We start from the raw sequence: 13794 nt of genomic DNA on the forward strand, positions 1-13794 counted from the left end.
ACGGGGTCCGGTGTCAGCTCCGGCCCGAGCGCAGCCGGCGCCACGGGGTGAACGTGAACACGGCGCCGCCCAGCAGGATCGCCGTACCGGCGACCAGGCCGAGGGCGCGCAGGGCGCCGTTGTCCTCGGCACCCGTGGCCGCGAGCCCGCCGCCGGACGCCGTGCCGCCGCCCGCCGCCGCCGCTCCGCCGGAGCCCCCGGTGTCACCGCCGGAAGCACCGCCTTCCTGGGCGGTGGTGTCGAGTTCGAGGGATGCCTGCGGGGTGCCCTTGACCGTGCACGGAATGGTGATCTTGGAGCCTCCCAGCATGACGTCGATCGTCAGGGCGCCGGGGGTGAGGGTGGACTTGCCGGACGCGCCCGGCTTGTACGTGCCGGTCATGTCGGTGAGACTGACCGGCTTGTCCTTCTCCAGGGCCTTGGGGTTCCCGGGTCCGGTGACGGTCACGGAGCCCTTGTCGGCGCCGCCGATGACGATGTTCATGGACGGCTTGAGCGCGCCGGCCGGCAGCGGAGCCGGGCTGTCCATCACACCCTTGGCGGTCTTGACCGTGAGCGCGTAGCTCCCGCCGTTCTTCTTGGCGTTGATCGCGACCTTGGTGGCGATGCCCTCCTCCGGCCCCGGCGACTGGCAGGTGTAGTTCACGACGACTTCCTTGCCCGGGAAGTCCGTGGCCCCGCCGCTGCCGCCGGAGGCCGAACCGCCCGAGCCCGAACCGCCGGCGGTCGTACCGCCGGAGGTCGTGCCGCCGCTCGTCGTACCGCCCGTGGTCGTCGTGCCGCCGGAGGTCGTGCCGCCCGCCGTCGTCCCGCCCGAGGTTGTACCGCCCGCCGTCGTGCCGCCGGTGGTGGATCCGCCGCCGTCCGTGACCTTGATCGTCGCGCCCGGCTGGACCGTCTCCTTCGGGGTGCACTTGGTGTCGGTGGAGATCGGCTTGGAGACGTTGAGGTTGTACGCGTCCGGCGTCAGCGTCAGGTCGCCCGCCTTCTCCAGCTTCAGCGAGCCCTTCATGTCCGACATGATCATCGGGCTGTTCTTGGGGATCGCCGGGTTCTCCCGCGGTCCCTCCATCTTCAGGTCGCCGGTCGCGGCGCCGCCCAGCTTGATGGTGCCGGTCGGCTTGACGGTGTCCTTGTCGAGATCGAGGACGTCGGGGTTGTCGGAGGCGCCCTGGATCGTCTTCCACACGACCTCGACGGTGTCCCCGACCTTGGCCGAGGCGGGCGCGGTCAGCTGCACCTTGGTGGTGCCCTGGACGGGCGGCAGTCCGGAGATGGCCGGGGGTATGCACTCCGTCTTGTACGAGATGTCGGCGGCCTGGGCCGGGCTCGCGGCCAGCAGCATGCCCGCCCCGCCGATCATCATCGCGACTCCCGCCGCGACCGTCCTGCGTTGCGTACTCACGAATGTCCCTTCGTCGTCGGTCTGTGCTCTGACGGTGCGGAATCAGGGGTGAACCACGGCAGCGTGGCCGTGGTGGTGCCCGGGGGCGGCGCGGGGCTCGCGGCCGGGGCCGGGGAGCGCCGCAGCCTCGGGAGTCTCGCGGTCACCGCGGCGCGCGGGGAGGGACCGCCTGCCCGCCGGCGTCCCGCGGCGTGCCCGGTGCGCGGCCGGACCCTGTCGACGATCGCCATGCCGATGCGGAACACGGCCGCGGGCACGACCAGGCAGAGCAGGATCCAGAAGAGCGTCACGCCCCACGGGCGGCCGACCCCCCACGGCTGCTCGGCCAGCACCTTCGTGCCGTACTTCAGCGAGATCTGGTAGTCGCCGTGGGCGCCGGCCGTCAGCTCGACGGGCAGTTCGATCCGGGCCTTGCGGCCGGGCTCGACGGTCCCGCGCCACTGCCGCTCCTCCCACTGCGCGGCGTAGACGCCGTGCGCGGTGCCGACCTGGAAGACCGGGTCCTCGACCGGGGCGGAGCCCAGGTTGCCGACCGTGAACACGAGCCGGCGCGACGGCGGTGCGCCGAACCAGGTCAGCAGCCCGCTGTCGCCCTCCAGCCGGGTGGCCGCGAGGACGGCGAGCCTCCCTTCGCCGGTCTCCTCGGGGAGCGCGGCGACGGGGTGTCCGGCGACCACGAACACCGCGTCGGCCAGGGCCTGTTCGCCGGTGACCGTGGCGACGTGGACCACGCAGGGGCACGGCGCGGGCGGCTCGGTGACCGGCATCTTCTTGGTGAAGGCGCCCTTCTTGTCGGTGGTGACGGCCCGGCCTTCCGCGTTGGCGCAGGAGTTGGTGCCGCCGATCACGCCCCGGGCCGGGGTGGACTGCCCGCAGATCAGCATCATGAGCAGGGTGTCGGGCCGCCAGCCCTTGCCCTCGACGGTGATCTCGCCGCCCTTGCCCGCCTGCTTCTGCGAGAGCGTGACCACGGGTTCCGGGTCGGCCGCGCTGCGCCCTTCGGCCCCGGCCCCGGTCGCGGTCAGCAGCAGGGCGGGCAGTATCGCGGCCAGCAGTACGGCGAGCAGCGCGGCCGCCCGCCCGCGGCCGTCGCTCCGGAATGCCGCCGGTCCGGTCCGTCCAGTCACGATTCCGCTCCCGCCTTCACCAAGTGCCTCTCGTCGGAGTGCTGTCGATGGTCCGGGGCCGGTGCGGCCCCGTCGTCGTGGGTGCTCCGCCGCGCCGCCCGCCCGCGCCGGAGGCCGTACACACCGGCGGCGACGGCGCCCAGGAGGAGCAGTGCGCCGCCGGTCACCGGTGCCCAGGGCACGAAGGCCGCCGAGGCGGTCGCCTCGCCGTGCGCGCCGCCCGCCGCCGTGACGCGCAGCCGTACGGTGACGGAGTCGAGGGCGGGGGCGTCCCGCCACGGTTCGGTGAGCCGCACCCGCTGCCCGGGCAGGAGTTCCACCGGCAGGGTGCGGGCGTCGCGCCGCAGCAGGGTCCCGAACACGCCGTCCGCGCTGACGGACAGGCGCGGCACCAGGACGGCGTTGCCCCGGTTGACCAGCGTGTAGTGGATGGTCCCGCCGCTCACGGTGACGTCCTCCACGGTGAGGGCGGCCAGCGTGGGCCCGCCGACGCGCAGTTGGACCCGTACGCCCACCGAGCGGCCGCCGCTCTCGGCGACGATCGCGCCCGGGTGGTCACCGGGCAGCGCGTCCTCGGGCACGGTGAAGGAGACCGGCACGTCGGCCCTGGTCCGGCCGGGCACCGTCACCTCGGTGCTCGCGGTCCGCAGCCAGGCCCCGGTCCCGGTGGAGCCGTGCGCCCCGCGCACCGCGAAGCCGCCGTCGCCCGTGTTGTAGGCGTCGGCGCCGCGCAGCCGTACCGTGACCGGCTCCGGTCCGGGGTTGGTGACCGAGAGCCGGTCCTCCAGGACGCTGCCGGGCAGGCCCTCCAGGTAGAAGTACGGTCTGGCCTCGTCCCGCCCGGAACCGTTCCCCGCCGGCTGCGCGGCGCCGACGCCTACAACACGGGCGACGGCGGCTTCGCGGTGCGCGGGGCGCACGGCTCCACCGGGACCGGGGCCTGGCTGCGGACCGCGAGCACCGAGGTGACGGTGCCCGGCCGGACCAGGGCCGACGTGCCGGTCTCCTTCACCGTGCCCGAGGACGCGCTGCCCGGTGACCACCCGGGCGCGATCGTCGCCGAGAGCGGCGGCCGCTCGGTGGGCGTACGGGTCCAACTGCGCGTCGGCGGGCCCACGCTGGCGGTACGACGACGACCTGCACCCCGTCGAACAACCCGGGCCCCTCACTCTCCCTGGACGTCACCCTCCCGGGCGGCTCCCTGGTGCGTGACGGCGGCGGCGGGTCGCGCGGGGGTCAGCCCGCGGCCCGCTGCCCCCGCCTGGTCAGCCACAGCACGCCCGCCGCACCGGTCAGCAGCACCGTGCCGCCGAGGGTGCCGAGCGCCACGGCCGAGTCCAGCGGGCCGGTCTTGGGCAGGGACGTGTCGGTGTCGGGCGTGGCCGCGCCGCCGCCGCTCGCGCCGCCGCCCGCGGCGGTGACGTCCAGGGAGAGTGAGGGGCCCGGGTTGTTCGACGGGGTGCAGGTCGTCGTCGTACCGAGCGCCTTGATGGTGAGCACCCCGGCGGTGAAGTCGACCTTGCCGCTCTTCTTCGGGGTGTAGGTACCCGACAGGTCGTTGATCTTGATGGGGCTGTTGGCGGGAATGGCCGCGGAGTTGGCCGGGCCGGAGACCTGGACCTGGCCCGGGTCGGCGCCGCCCACCTTGATCACCGCGCTGGGGTTCATGGCACCTTTGCCCAGTTCGACCGGGCTGGAGGAGACGCCCTTCTGGAAGGACATGGTGAGCTTGTAGCCGCTGCCGCTCTTGACGCTCTTGATGTCGATCGGCGAGACGGCGGCCTTGTCACCGATCGGGGTCTTGCACTGGTAGTTGACGTCGACGACCGTCGCGTGGGCGGCGGGCGCGGCCAGCAGCACCACCGCGCCGGCCAGCCCGGACGCCAGCGCGAGAGCTGTTCGCTTCTGGTTCGACACCTCGAGTTCCCCTCATGCCGGGAGTCGCCGCGCGCCGCTCGGGTGCGGCACAAGAAACTGACGACACATCAGATTGGCCGTCAAGGTACGCCCGGGGCCTTATGGAGGGAAGACAAAGAGCGCGCCGATCCGGCGCGCTCTTCGAGGGGCGTACGAGCCCGGGGGGACGAGCAGGGAAAACCTGCGCGGGACTACACGGGGGCGGCCAGCTCCGCCCAGACGGTCTTGCCCGGCTCACCCGGCACCCGTACCACTCCCCAGTCCAGGCAGAGCCGCTGCACGATGAACATGCCGTGCCCACCGGGCCGTCCGGCGCGGCGCGGGGTACGGGGAGCGGGCTGTCCGGCACCGCCGTCGGCAACCTCCACCCGCAGCGCCTTCGGCGTGCGGGCGATGCGGATCTCGTCGGGGCCTTCCGCGTGCAGACAGGCGTTGGTGACCAGTTCGGAGACGACCAGCAGGACGTCCTCGGCGGCGGCGCGACGGTCGGCGGTCGAAGCGGGGAGCCAGCCCCAGTCGTGGAGCGCCTGGCGGGCGAAATCGCGGGCCGTCGGCACGATGCCGGTGGCATCCCGCAGCGACAGCGTGCGCCACTGCCGCCCCGCGGGCTCCGCTTGCGCGGCGGAGGGAACGCCGGTGTCCGCGTCCGCGCGTGTGCCCGCGTCGGAGCGTGCACCCACGCCCGCGCCCTCCGGCTCGCGGCCGAGGTCGCCCGGCGGATGCTGCCGGGTGGTGCCCATCAGCGCTTCACCTCACCGATTCACCATGTCGCCATTGATACAGATACAGATACAGAAACGCATACTGATACGGACACCGTTGCAGCTACCGCACCGACACGAAATATGCAGGTCTCCCACGGCTCGCCGAGGTGTCTCCTGCCCTGCCGATTCGTGACAACACCCACTTCGTCCACGCGGAACGCGTGACACGGGCAACAGATGGGGCGCCCGGGGTGTCGAACCGCGGCACGATCAGGTGACCAGGGCCTCTTCGAGGGAGTCGTGGACGGTGAATACCGCCTCGGCCCCCGTGATCTCGAAGACCCGCGCCACCACCGGCAGCATTCCGGCCAAATGGACCCCTCCCCCGGCCGCCTCCGCCTTGAGGCGGGCACCGAGCAGCACGTTCAGCCCGGTGGAATCACAGAACTCGAGTCGCGAGCAGTCGACCACCAGGCGCGCGCGCCCCTGCTCGACCGCGTGCTCCAAGGGCTCGCGCAGCAGGTCCGCCGTGTGGTGATCGAGCTCACCCACCGGCGTCACGACCTCACTGCGGCCCTCGGTCCGGGCCTCGACCTCAAGCCGACCCCGGTTCGCGCTGCCGACCGTCCCGCGGTCCATGCCCGTTCCTCTTCGCCTCGTCACTGTCTGCATCAATGCACATGCAGATGAGTTGCAGCTCTCGCTGACGTGCTTAAAACACTACGCGTTCCGTGCGCCACGCGGTAGCCGAAGAACTCAACAAACCGGACATATAGCGTCAATTGGCGCTTGTAACGACCCACAGGAACCGGGTAAGGGTAGGGGGACACCCAAAACACGGCCGGCTTTGGAGGCGCCGCTTCACCGCAGGAACACGTATGGGCATCGGCAGCCATATGCCGAGAACGATGGAGGAGACCATGTCACCCCGGCTCGACGGACCGCGTACCCACAACGCGACGTCAGCATGTCCTCAGGGACTGACCGAATCAGACTCCCCTGCTGCGGCCGTCCTGGACGGCACGCGCAACAGCACCACCAGCAGTGGCAGTGACACCAGCAGTACCGAAGACAACAACAGCACCGAAGGCGTGACCGGTCTCGAAGGACTTCCCGAGATCCCGCCCTACGCCGAAGTGGGGCCGCTGGACGCCAGGGCCCTGTCGAAGACGCTCTTCGCCCGGCTGGAATCCCTCGAAGAGGGCACCCCCGAGTACTCCTACGTACGCAACACGCTCGTCGAGCTGAACCTGGCCCTGGTCAAGTTCGCCGCCTCCCGGTTCCGCTCGCGCAGCGAACCGATGGAGGACATCATCCAGGTCGGCACCATCGGCCTGATCAAGGCGATCGACCGGTTCGAACTCAGCCGCGGCGTCGAGTTCCCGACCTTCGCGATGCCGACCATCATCGGCGAGATCAAGCGCTTCTTCCGCGACACCAGCTGGTCCGTGCGCGTACCGCGCCGCCTGCAGGAGCTGCGGCTCGACCTGGCCAAGGCGGGCGACGAGCTCGCCCAGCAGCTGGACCGCGCGCCCACCGTGGGCGAGCTCGCCGACCGCCTCGGCATCACCCATGACGAGGTCGTCGAGGGCATGGCCGCGAGCAACGCGTACACCGCGAGCTCGCTGGACGCCAAGCCCGAGGAGGACGAGAACGAGGGCGCGCTGGCCGACCGGATCGGCTACGAGGACCACGGTCTCGAAGGCATCGAGTACGTGGAGTCCCTGAAACCGCTGATCGCCGCGCTGCCGGGCCGCGACCGGACGATCCTCTCGCTCCGGTTCGTCGCCAACATGACGCAGTCGGAGATCGGCGAGGAGCTCGGCATCTCGCAGATGCACGTGTCGCGCCTGCTCTCCCGCACTCTGGTCAAGCTCCGCAAGGGACTGACCCTGGAGGAATGAGCTGGTGCCGCGGCACCGGGGCCCCGCGCTTGCGGGGTGCTGTACGGACCGCCGGATCAAGGACCTGCCCCGCCGAGGGGCAGGTCCTTCCGCGTGGGTGCCGCTGCTCGGCGGGGCGCTGACGCGCGGTCAGAAGGCGCCGCGCGGGGCCACGGTCCGCTCGCCGCGCCGCCAGACCTCGTGGACCAGCGGGACGCCCGGCCGGTAGGCGAGGTGGACGTGGCTGGGGGCGTCGAGGACCACCAGGTCGGCGCGGGCGCCGGGGGCGATCCGGCCGATGTCGTCGCGGCGCAGGGCCGCCGCGCCGCCCGCCGTGGCGGACCAGAGCGCCTCGTCGGGGGTCATGCCCATGTCCCGGACGGCCAGCGCGATGCAGAACGGCACGGACGAGGTGAACGAGGAGCCCGGGTTGCAGTCGGTGGAGAGCGCGACCGTGGCTCCCGCGTCGAGGAGGCGGCGGGCGTCGGGCCAGGCGGCCCGGGTGGAGAACTCGGCGCCGGGGAGCAGCGTGGCGACGGTCGCCGACTGGGCCAGGGCGTCGACGTCGGCGTCGGTGAGGTGGGTGCAGTGGTCGGCGGACGCGGCGTCGAGCTCGACGGCGAGCCGGACGCCGGGGCCGTGTCCGAGCTGGTTGGCGTGGACCCGGGGATGCAGGCCCTTCGCCCGGCCCGCGGTCAGGATCGCCCGGGCCTGGTCGCCGTCGAAGGCACCCTTCTCGCAGAAGACGTCGATCCAACGGGCGTACGGGGCGCAGGCGTCCAGCATCGGGCCGGTGACCAGGTCGACGTACCCGGCCGGATCGTCCGCGTAGTCCGGGGAGACAATGTGGGCACCGAGGAAGGTGACCTCGTCGGTGTGACGGGCGGCGATGCGCAGGGCGCGGGCCTCGTCCTCGACGGTGAGGCCGTAACCGGACTTGGTCTCGAACGTCGTGGTGCCCTGGCGCAGCGCCTCGGCGAGGTAGCGGGCGACGTTGGCGGAGAGCTCCTCGTCGGTCGCGGCGCGGGTGGCGGCGACGGTGGTCCTGATGCCGCCCGCGCTGTAGGCGCGGCCGGACATCCGGGCGTTGAACTCCTGGGTGCGGTCGCCCGCGAAGACGAGGTGGGAGTGGGAGTCGACGAAGCCCGGGATCACGGCCCGGCCGGCCACGTCGACGGCGTTGTCAGTGGCGGGTGCTTTGCTTGATTCACCGGTCCAGACGACCCGGTCGCCCTCGATGACGACGGCCGCGTCCTGGATCAGTCCGAGGGGGGAACTGTCGCCGAGGGAGGGGTCGTTGGTGACCAGTGCGGAGATGTGGGTGATGGCGGTCGTCGTCATCGGGGGGCTGCTCTCCTTGCGTGGGGGCGGTGGAGTGGCCACCGCCTGGGTGCTCAGTGGTGCAGGGCCGCGATGGCTCGCGCGAGCGCTCCGGGGACGTCGTCGACCGACGCGTGATGCCCGTCGCGGACGAGGTGCCGGCCCGCGACCACGGTGTGGCGCACATCAGCGGCGGAGGCGGCGAATACCGCTGTTTCGGCTGCCAGCCGGGGCACCGGTCCCGCTGTTCTGACGGAGTCGAGGGCGACGGTCACGAGGTCGGCGGGGGCGCCGGGTTCGAGGATGCCCGCGTCCGGCCGGCCGAGTGCGGCGTGGCCGTCGGCGGAGGCGGCGCGCAGCAGTGCGGCGGCCGTCCAGTGGCCTCGGGTGCGGGTGCGCAGGCGCTCGTTGAGCTCCATCGCGCGGGCCTCTTCGAAGAGGTCGATCACGGCGTGGCTGTCGCTGCCCAGCGAGAGCGGCGATCCGGCGCGCTGGAGGGCGACGGCGGGACCGATGCCGTCGGCCAGGTCGCGTTCGGTGGTCGGGCACATGCAGGTGCCGGTGGCCGTCGAGCCGATGAGCTCGATGTCCTCGCCGGTGAGGTGGGTGTTGTGGACGCCGGTGGTGCGGGGGCCGAGGACCCCGTGGTCGGCGAGCCCCGTGGTCGGCGAGTGGCGCGAGACCATGTACCAGATCGCGTCCCGGCTCACCCCCGACACGTACTACGACCTGGCCCGTGCCGTGTATGCCGAGATGGCGCTGGCCGGCATCACCGCGGTCTGCTCGGAGAGGTGGACGTGCAGCGGGGCGTGCCGTTGCTCGGCCCACTGGGCGACGGTGGCCAGCTGGTCGGCGGGGACGGCCCGCACGGAGTGGACGGCGGCGCCGATCAGGGTGTTCTCGTCGCCCTTGAGGAGACCGGCACGCTCCGCCCAGGCATCGGCGGTCGTGTCCGAGAAGCGCAGCTGGTGCCGGTCGGGCTGCTGGTACTGGGAGGGCCTGCGGCCGAATCCGGCGGCGAGGTAGGCGGTGTCCAGCAGGGTGATCCGGATTCCGGCTTCGCGGGCGGCCGCGATCAGCGCCTCGCCCATCGCGTTCGGGTTGTCGTACGGGACGCCGCCCGGCCCGTGGTGCAGATAGTGGAATTCGCCGACCGCGGTGATGCCGGCCAGCGCCATCTCGGCATACACGGCACGGGCCAGGTCGTAGTACGTGTCGGGGGTGAGCCGGGACGCGATCTGGTACATGGTCTCGCGCCAGGTCCAGAAGGTCCCCGAGCCGACCTGGACGGTGGAGCGCAGAGCGCGGTGGAAGGCGTGCGAATGGGCGTTGGCGAGGCCGGGCAGGGTGAGTCCGCGCAGCACGGTCGCGCCGCGTGGCGGGGCTTCGACGCCGGTCCGCACCCCGGCGATCCGCCCGGCGGAGACCTCCAGGACGACGTCCGGCTCGACATGGGTGCCGAGCCAGGCGTGGGAGAGCCAGTACGTCACGGCGGCGGACCTGCCCGCCGGCTCCGCGGCGAGCTCCATGGGCCCGGTCGCCGACTCGGTCGCCGACTCGGTCGACGACTGCCTTGCCGACCCCGTCGCGGGCCGGGCCGTGGACCCCGTCTCGGACCCCGTTGTCGGCCCGGTCGTGGACCCCATTGTCGGCCCGGTCGTGGACCCCGTTGTCGGCTTCTTAGTCATCGGCACGCGAGACCTTCCAGTACGTCGGCGAGTGCGATCACCCCGGCCACGCAGTCGTCCTCGGCGGCGTACTCGGCCGGCGAGTGCGAGATCCCGGTGGGGTTCCGTACGAACAGCATGGCGGTAGGGACCGAAGCGGACAAAATACCCGCGTCGTGCCCGGCTCCGGTGCCGAGTACGGGGACGTCGCGCCCGGTGTCGCGAAGGGCCGACCCCTTCAGGAGCGCGCCCAGCTCGTCACGCAGGGCGTGCTCGAACTCCACGACGGGCGTGAAGGACTCCCGTACGACGTCGAGGTCGATCCCCGCCCGCTCGGCGTACTCCCGGGCGGCCCGCTCGATGCCGGCGACGACGGTGTCCAGGGTGTCCTGGTCGGCGGCGCGGGAGTCGAGCCAGCCGCGGACGAGGGAGGGGATGGCGTTGACGCCGTTCGGCTCGACGGCGATCTTGCCGAAGGTGGCCAGCGCTCCGGCCAGTTCCGCCTCCCGGCGGGCCGCGAGCACCGTCTCGGCGTACGTGAGCATCGGGTCGCGGCGGTCGGCGAGCCGGGTGGTGCCCGCGTGGTTGGCCTCGCCCCGGAAGTCGAAGCGCCAGCGTCCGTGCGGCCAGATCGCGGAGGCGATGCCGACCGGGTCGCCGGTCAGGTCGAGGGCGCGGCCCTGCTCGACGTGGAGTTCGACGAACGCACCGATACGGGCCAGCCGTTCGGGGTCCGGGCCGATGGCGTCGGGGTCGTACCCGGCCGCCGCCATGGCCTGCGGCAGCGTGATGCCGTCACCGTCGCGCAGCCGGTGCGCGGCCTCGGCCGTCAGCTGTCCGGCGGCGAGCCGGGAGCCGACGCAGGCGAGGCCGAAGCGGGCCCCTTCCTCGTCACCGAAATTGGTGATCGCCAGCGGCCGGGTGAACTCCACTCCCCTGTGGCGGAGTTCATCGAGCGCGGCGAAGGAGGAAACGACCCCGAGCGGCCCGTCGAAGGCTCCGCCGTCCGGCACGGAGTCGAGGTGCGAGCCGGTGACGACGGCGTCCCCCGCGAGGGGGTCGCCGAGCCAGGCCCACTGGTTGCCGTTGCGGTCCACCTCGCAGTCGAGGCCGCGGGCCTCGGCCTGCATCCGGAACCAGAGGCGGCAGTCGGCGTCGGCCCCGGTCCACGCGTAGCGCCGGTAGCCGCCGGACTCGGCGTTGCGGCCGATGTTCCGCAGCGACGCCCACATCGCGTGGAAGGTGGGGCTCACGCGGCGGTCCCGTCCGTTCCAGACGCGGCGTCCGTGCGGGATCCGGCGGCCCCATCCGAATCCCCCGCGTCGCGCACGGACGGGTCCGCCGCGTCCCGCACGGACGGGTCGCCCTCGCGCATCGGGACCCTGACCCCGCGCTCCGCGGCGACGGACTCCGCGATGTCGTAGCCGGCGTCGACGTGCCGGATGACGCCCATGCCCGGGTCGTTGGTGAGCACCCGGCGGATCTTCTCGCCCGCCAGCTTCGTCCCGTCGGCGACGGTGACCTGTCCGGCGTGGATGGAGCGGCCCATGCCGACCCCGCCGCCGTGGTGGATGGAGACCCAGGACGCACCGGAGGCCACGTTGACCATGGCGTTCAGCAGCGGCCAGTCGGCGATCGCGTCGGATCCGTCGAGCATGGCCTCGGTCTCGCGGTACGGCGAGGCGACCGAGCCGCAGTCCAGGTGGTCACGGCCGATGGCCAGCGGTGCGACCAGGTCGCCACTGGCGACCATGTCGTTGAAGCGCTCGCCGGCCTTGTCGCGCTCGCCCTGGCCGAGCCAGCAGATGCGGGCGGGCAGGCCCTGGAAGTGGACGCGCTCGCCGGCCATCTTGATCCAGCGGTGCAGCGACTCGTTCTCCGGGAAGAGCTCCAGCATCGCCCGGTCGGTCTTGTGGATGTCGGAGGCCTCACCGGAGAGCGCCGCCCAGCGGAACGGGCCCTTGCCCTCGCAGAACAGCGGCCGGATGTACGCGGGCACGAAGCCGGGGAAGTCGAAGGCCCGCCCGTATCCGGCGAGCTGGGCCTCGCCGCGGATCGAGTTGCCGTAGTCGAAGACCTCCGCGCCGGCGTCCATGAAGCCGACCATCGCCTCGACGTGCTTCGCCATCGACTCACGGGCGCGCTGGGTGAAGTCGGCGGGCTTCTCGGCGGCGTAGTCGGCCATGTCGTCGAAGTCGACGCCGAGCGGGAGGTAGGCCAGCGGGTCGTGCGCGCTGGTCTGGTCGGTGACGATGTCGACCGGGGCGCCCTCGGCGAGCATCCGGGGCAGCAGCTCCGCCGCGTTGCCGAGCAGTCCGATGGAGAGCGGCTTGCGCGCGTCCCTCGCCTCGGTGGCCAGCTGGAGCGCGTGCTCCAGGCTGTCCGCCTTCACGTCGAGGAAGCGGTGCTCGATGCGGCGTTCGATGGCGCGCGGGTCGCAGTCGATACAGATCGCGACGCCGTCGTTCATCGTCACGGCGAGCGGCTGGGCACCGCCCATCCCGCCGAGCCCGGCGGTCAGCGTGATCGTCCCGGCCAGCGTGCCGCCGAACTTCTTCGCGGCGACGGCGGCGAACGTCTCGTACGTGCCCTGGAGGATGCCCTGCGTGCCGATGTAGATCCACGAACCGGCGGTCATCTGGCCGTACATGGTGAGCCCGAGCGCCTCCAGGCGGCGGAACTCCTCCCAGTTCGCCCAGTCACCGACCAGGTTGGAGTTGGCGATCAGGACGCGCGGGGCCCACTCGTGCGTCTGCATGACACCGACCGGCCGCCCCGACTGGACGAGCATCGTCTCGTCCTGCTTGAGCGTCCGCAGCGTGCGCACCATCGCGTCGAACGAGCGCCAGTCGCGGGCCGCCTTGCCCGTGCCGCCGTAGACGACGAGCTTGTCGGGGTGCTCGGCGACCTCGGGGTCGAGGTTGTTCTGCAGCATGCGCAGCGCGGCTTCCTGCTGCCATCCCAGGGCGCTCAGTTCGGTACCGCGCGGTGCCCGTACGGGGCGGGGTCCTGACATGGCAATGCCTCCTCGCAACTGTGAATTTTCTATTCACATCTTGAGTGGCTGAATAGCTCCAGTCAACAGGGCGTGGCGGACGCCCGGCCGCGCACCCCCGACCCACCCCACAACGGCCCACACCCACCCGTGGCGGGGCATTCTCCCGAACCTTCCGCATGTACCTATGGAAAATGCCAGAACCTCCACCTGGCGCGAGCACGTTGCGTAACCTCTGGGTCACAGCCGCACGCAGCGTCGGAGGGGAGTCCGCGTGCCCGGAATCGACGAGTGCCTGCTCGACGTCATGAGACTGCCCGGTGCCCGTGGTGCCGCCGTGGTCGACTGGACGAGCGGTCTCGCTCTCGGCACCATCGGTGACTCGCCCAACGGCGATCACGAGGCCACCGCCGCGGAGACGGCGGAGGTGGCGCGGATGGCGGCCGAACAGCCCGCCTTCGCGGCCGGCTTACCGGAGGTACCGGCCGCCGGGGACGGCACGGGAGTGGGGACGCCGCCGCCCGTCGAGGACGTCATCGTCACCACCCGCGCCGGGTACCACATCCTCCGGTTCGTCGAGACGGACTTCGACAGCAGCGTCTTCCTCCATCTGTGGCTGGACCGCGCGGAGGGCAATCTGGCCCTGGCCCGGATACGGCTGGGCGAGATGGCCGAGCGGCTGGTCCTGGCATGAGAACCCCCGCCGCCTCGACCGCCCGGGACCCGGGCACGCCCGCCCCGGGTGAGCAGGACGTCGATGCCGGGGGTGGCGGGGC

Annotated in this window: 12 protein-coding genes and 1 pseudogene; 2 read left to right on the forward strand and 11 right to left on the reverse strand. The window is 72.2% G+C overall.

Translation table 11 applies throughout. The annotated features are described in order from the left end of the window. Positions 1 to 13: 13 nt before the first annotated feature. From EAO72_RS21950 to EAO72_RS21985, 7 genes are all read right to left on the reverse strand, one after another. Complete coding sequence (locus EAO72_RS21950; protein ID WP_187285379.1) at positions 14 to 1363, reverse strand: hypothetical protein; 1350 nt, start codon at positions 1361 to 1363, stop codon at positions 14 to 16. 38 nt (positions 1364 to 1401) lie between these two features. After that, entirely contained in the window at positions 1402 to 2532 is a 1131-nt protein-coding gene (locus EAO72_RS21955) for a hypothetical protein (protein WP_148019003.1), read from the reverse strand. After that, positions 2529 to 3452 (reverse strand): COG1470 family protein, encoded by a 924-nt coding sequence (locus EAO72_RS21960; RefSeq protein ID WP_187285171.1) that lies wholly within the window; start codon positions 3450 to 3452, stop codon positions 2529 to 2531. The genes EAO72_RS21955 and EAO72_RS21960 overlap by 4 nt, the downstream gene beginning before the upstream one ends. Next, entirely contained in the window at positions 3410 to 3649 is a 240-nt protein-coding gene (locus EAO72_RS43835; protein WP_187285172.1) for a hypothetical protein, read from the reverse strand. The genes EAO72_RS21960 and EAO72_RS43835 overlap by 43 nt, the downstream gene beginning before the upstream one ends. A 119-nt stretch (positions 3650 to 3768) precedes the next feature. Beyond that, complete coding sequence (locus tag EAO72_RS21975) at positions 3769 to 4449, reverse strand: peptidase (RefSeq protein WP_148019004.1); 681 nt, start codon at positions 4447 to 4449, stop codon at positions 3769 to 3771. A gap of 191 nt (positions 4450 to 4640) precedes the next feature. Beyond that, positions 4641 to 5189, reverse strand: a complete 549-nt coding sequence (locus tag EAO72_RS21980) for an ATP-binding protein (RefSeq protein WP_148019005.1) — start codon at positions 5187 to 5189, stop codon at positions 4641 to 4643. 234 nt (positions 5190 to 5423) lie between these two features. Beyond that, entirely contained in the window at positions 5424 to 5792 is a 369-nt protein-coding gene (locus tag EAO72_RS21985; protein WP_148019006.1) for an STAS domain-containing protein, read from the reverse strand. Between the two features lie 281 nt (positions 5793 to 6073). On the opposite strand from EAO72_RS21985, the gene EAO72_RS21990 reads away from it, so the two are divergent. Then, positions 6074 to 7057, forward strand: a complete 984-nt coding sequence (locus EAO72_RS21990; protein WP_148021962.1) for an RNA polymerase sigma factor SigF — start codon at positions 6074 to 6076, stop codon at positions 7055 to 7057. Positions 7058 to 7186: 129 nt separating this feature from the next. Here the strand turns inward: EAO72_RS21990 and hutI are convergent, their stop codons facing one another. The 4 genes and pseudogenes from hutI to hutU form a co-directional block, all read right to left on the reverse strand. Next, positions 7187 to 8377 (reverse strand): imidazolonepropionase, encoded by a 1191-nt coding sequence (hutI, locus tag EAO72_RS21995; RefSeq protein ID WP_148019007.1) that lies wholly within the window; start codon positions 8375 to 8377, stop codon positions 7187 to 7189. 53 nt (positions 8378 to 8430) lie between these two features. Next, a pseudogene (locus EAO72_RS22000) lies at positions 8431 to 9885 on the reverse strand (formimidoylglutamate deiminase). A gap of 155 nt (positions 9886 to 10040) precedes the next feature. Then, positions 10041 to 11255, reverse strand: a complete 1215-nt coding sequence (locus EAO72_RS22005; protein WP_148021963.1) for an allantoate amidohydrolase — start codon at positions 11253 to 11255, stop codon at positions 10041 to 10043. A gap of 17 nt (positions 11256 to 11272) precedes the next feature. Beyond that, positions 11273 to 13039, reverse strand: a complete 1767-nt coding sequence (gene hutU, locus EAO72_RS22010; protein WP_261991599.1) for a urocanate hydratase — start codon at positions 13037 to 13039, stop codon at positions 11273 to 11275. A 253-nt stretch (positions 13040 to 13292) separates the two neighbouring features. On the opposite strand from hutU, the gene EAO72_RS22015 reads away from it, so the two are divergent. Further along, positions 13293 to 13712, forward strand: a complete 420-nt coding sequence (locus EAO72_RS22015; protein ID WP_148019008.1) for a hypothetical protein — start codon at positions 13293 to 13295, stop codon at positions 13710 to 13712. The last annotated feature ends 82 nt before the right edge of the window (positions 13713 to 13794 follow it).

It is taken from the genome of Streptomyces sp. OR43, assembly GCF_008042275.1.
Classification (GTDB): Bacteria; Actinomycetota; Actinomycetes; order Streptomycetales; family Streptomycetaceae; genus Streptomyces.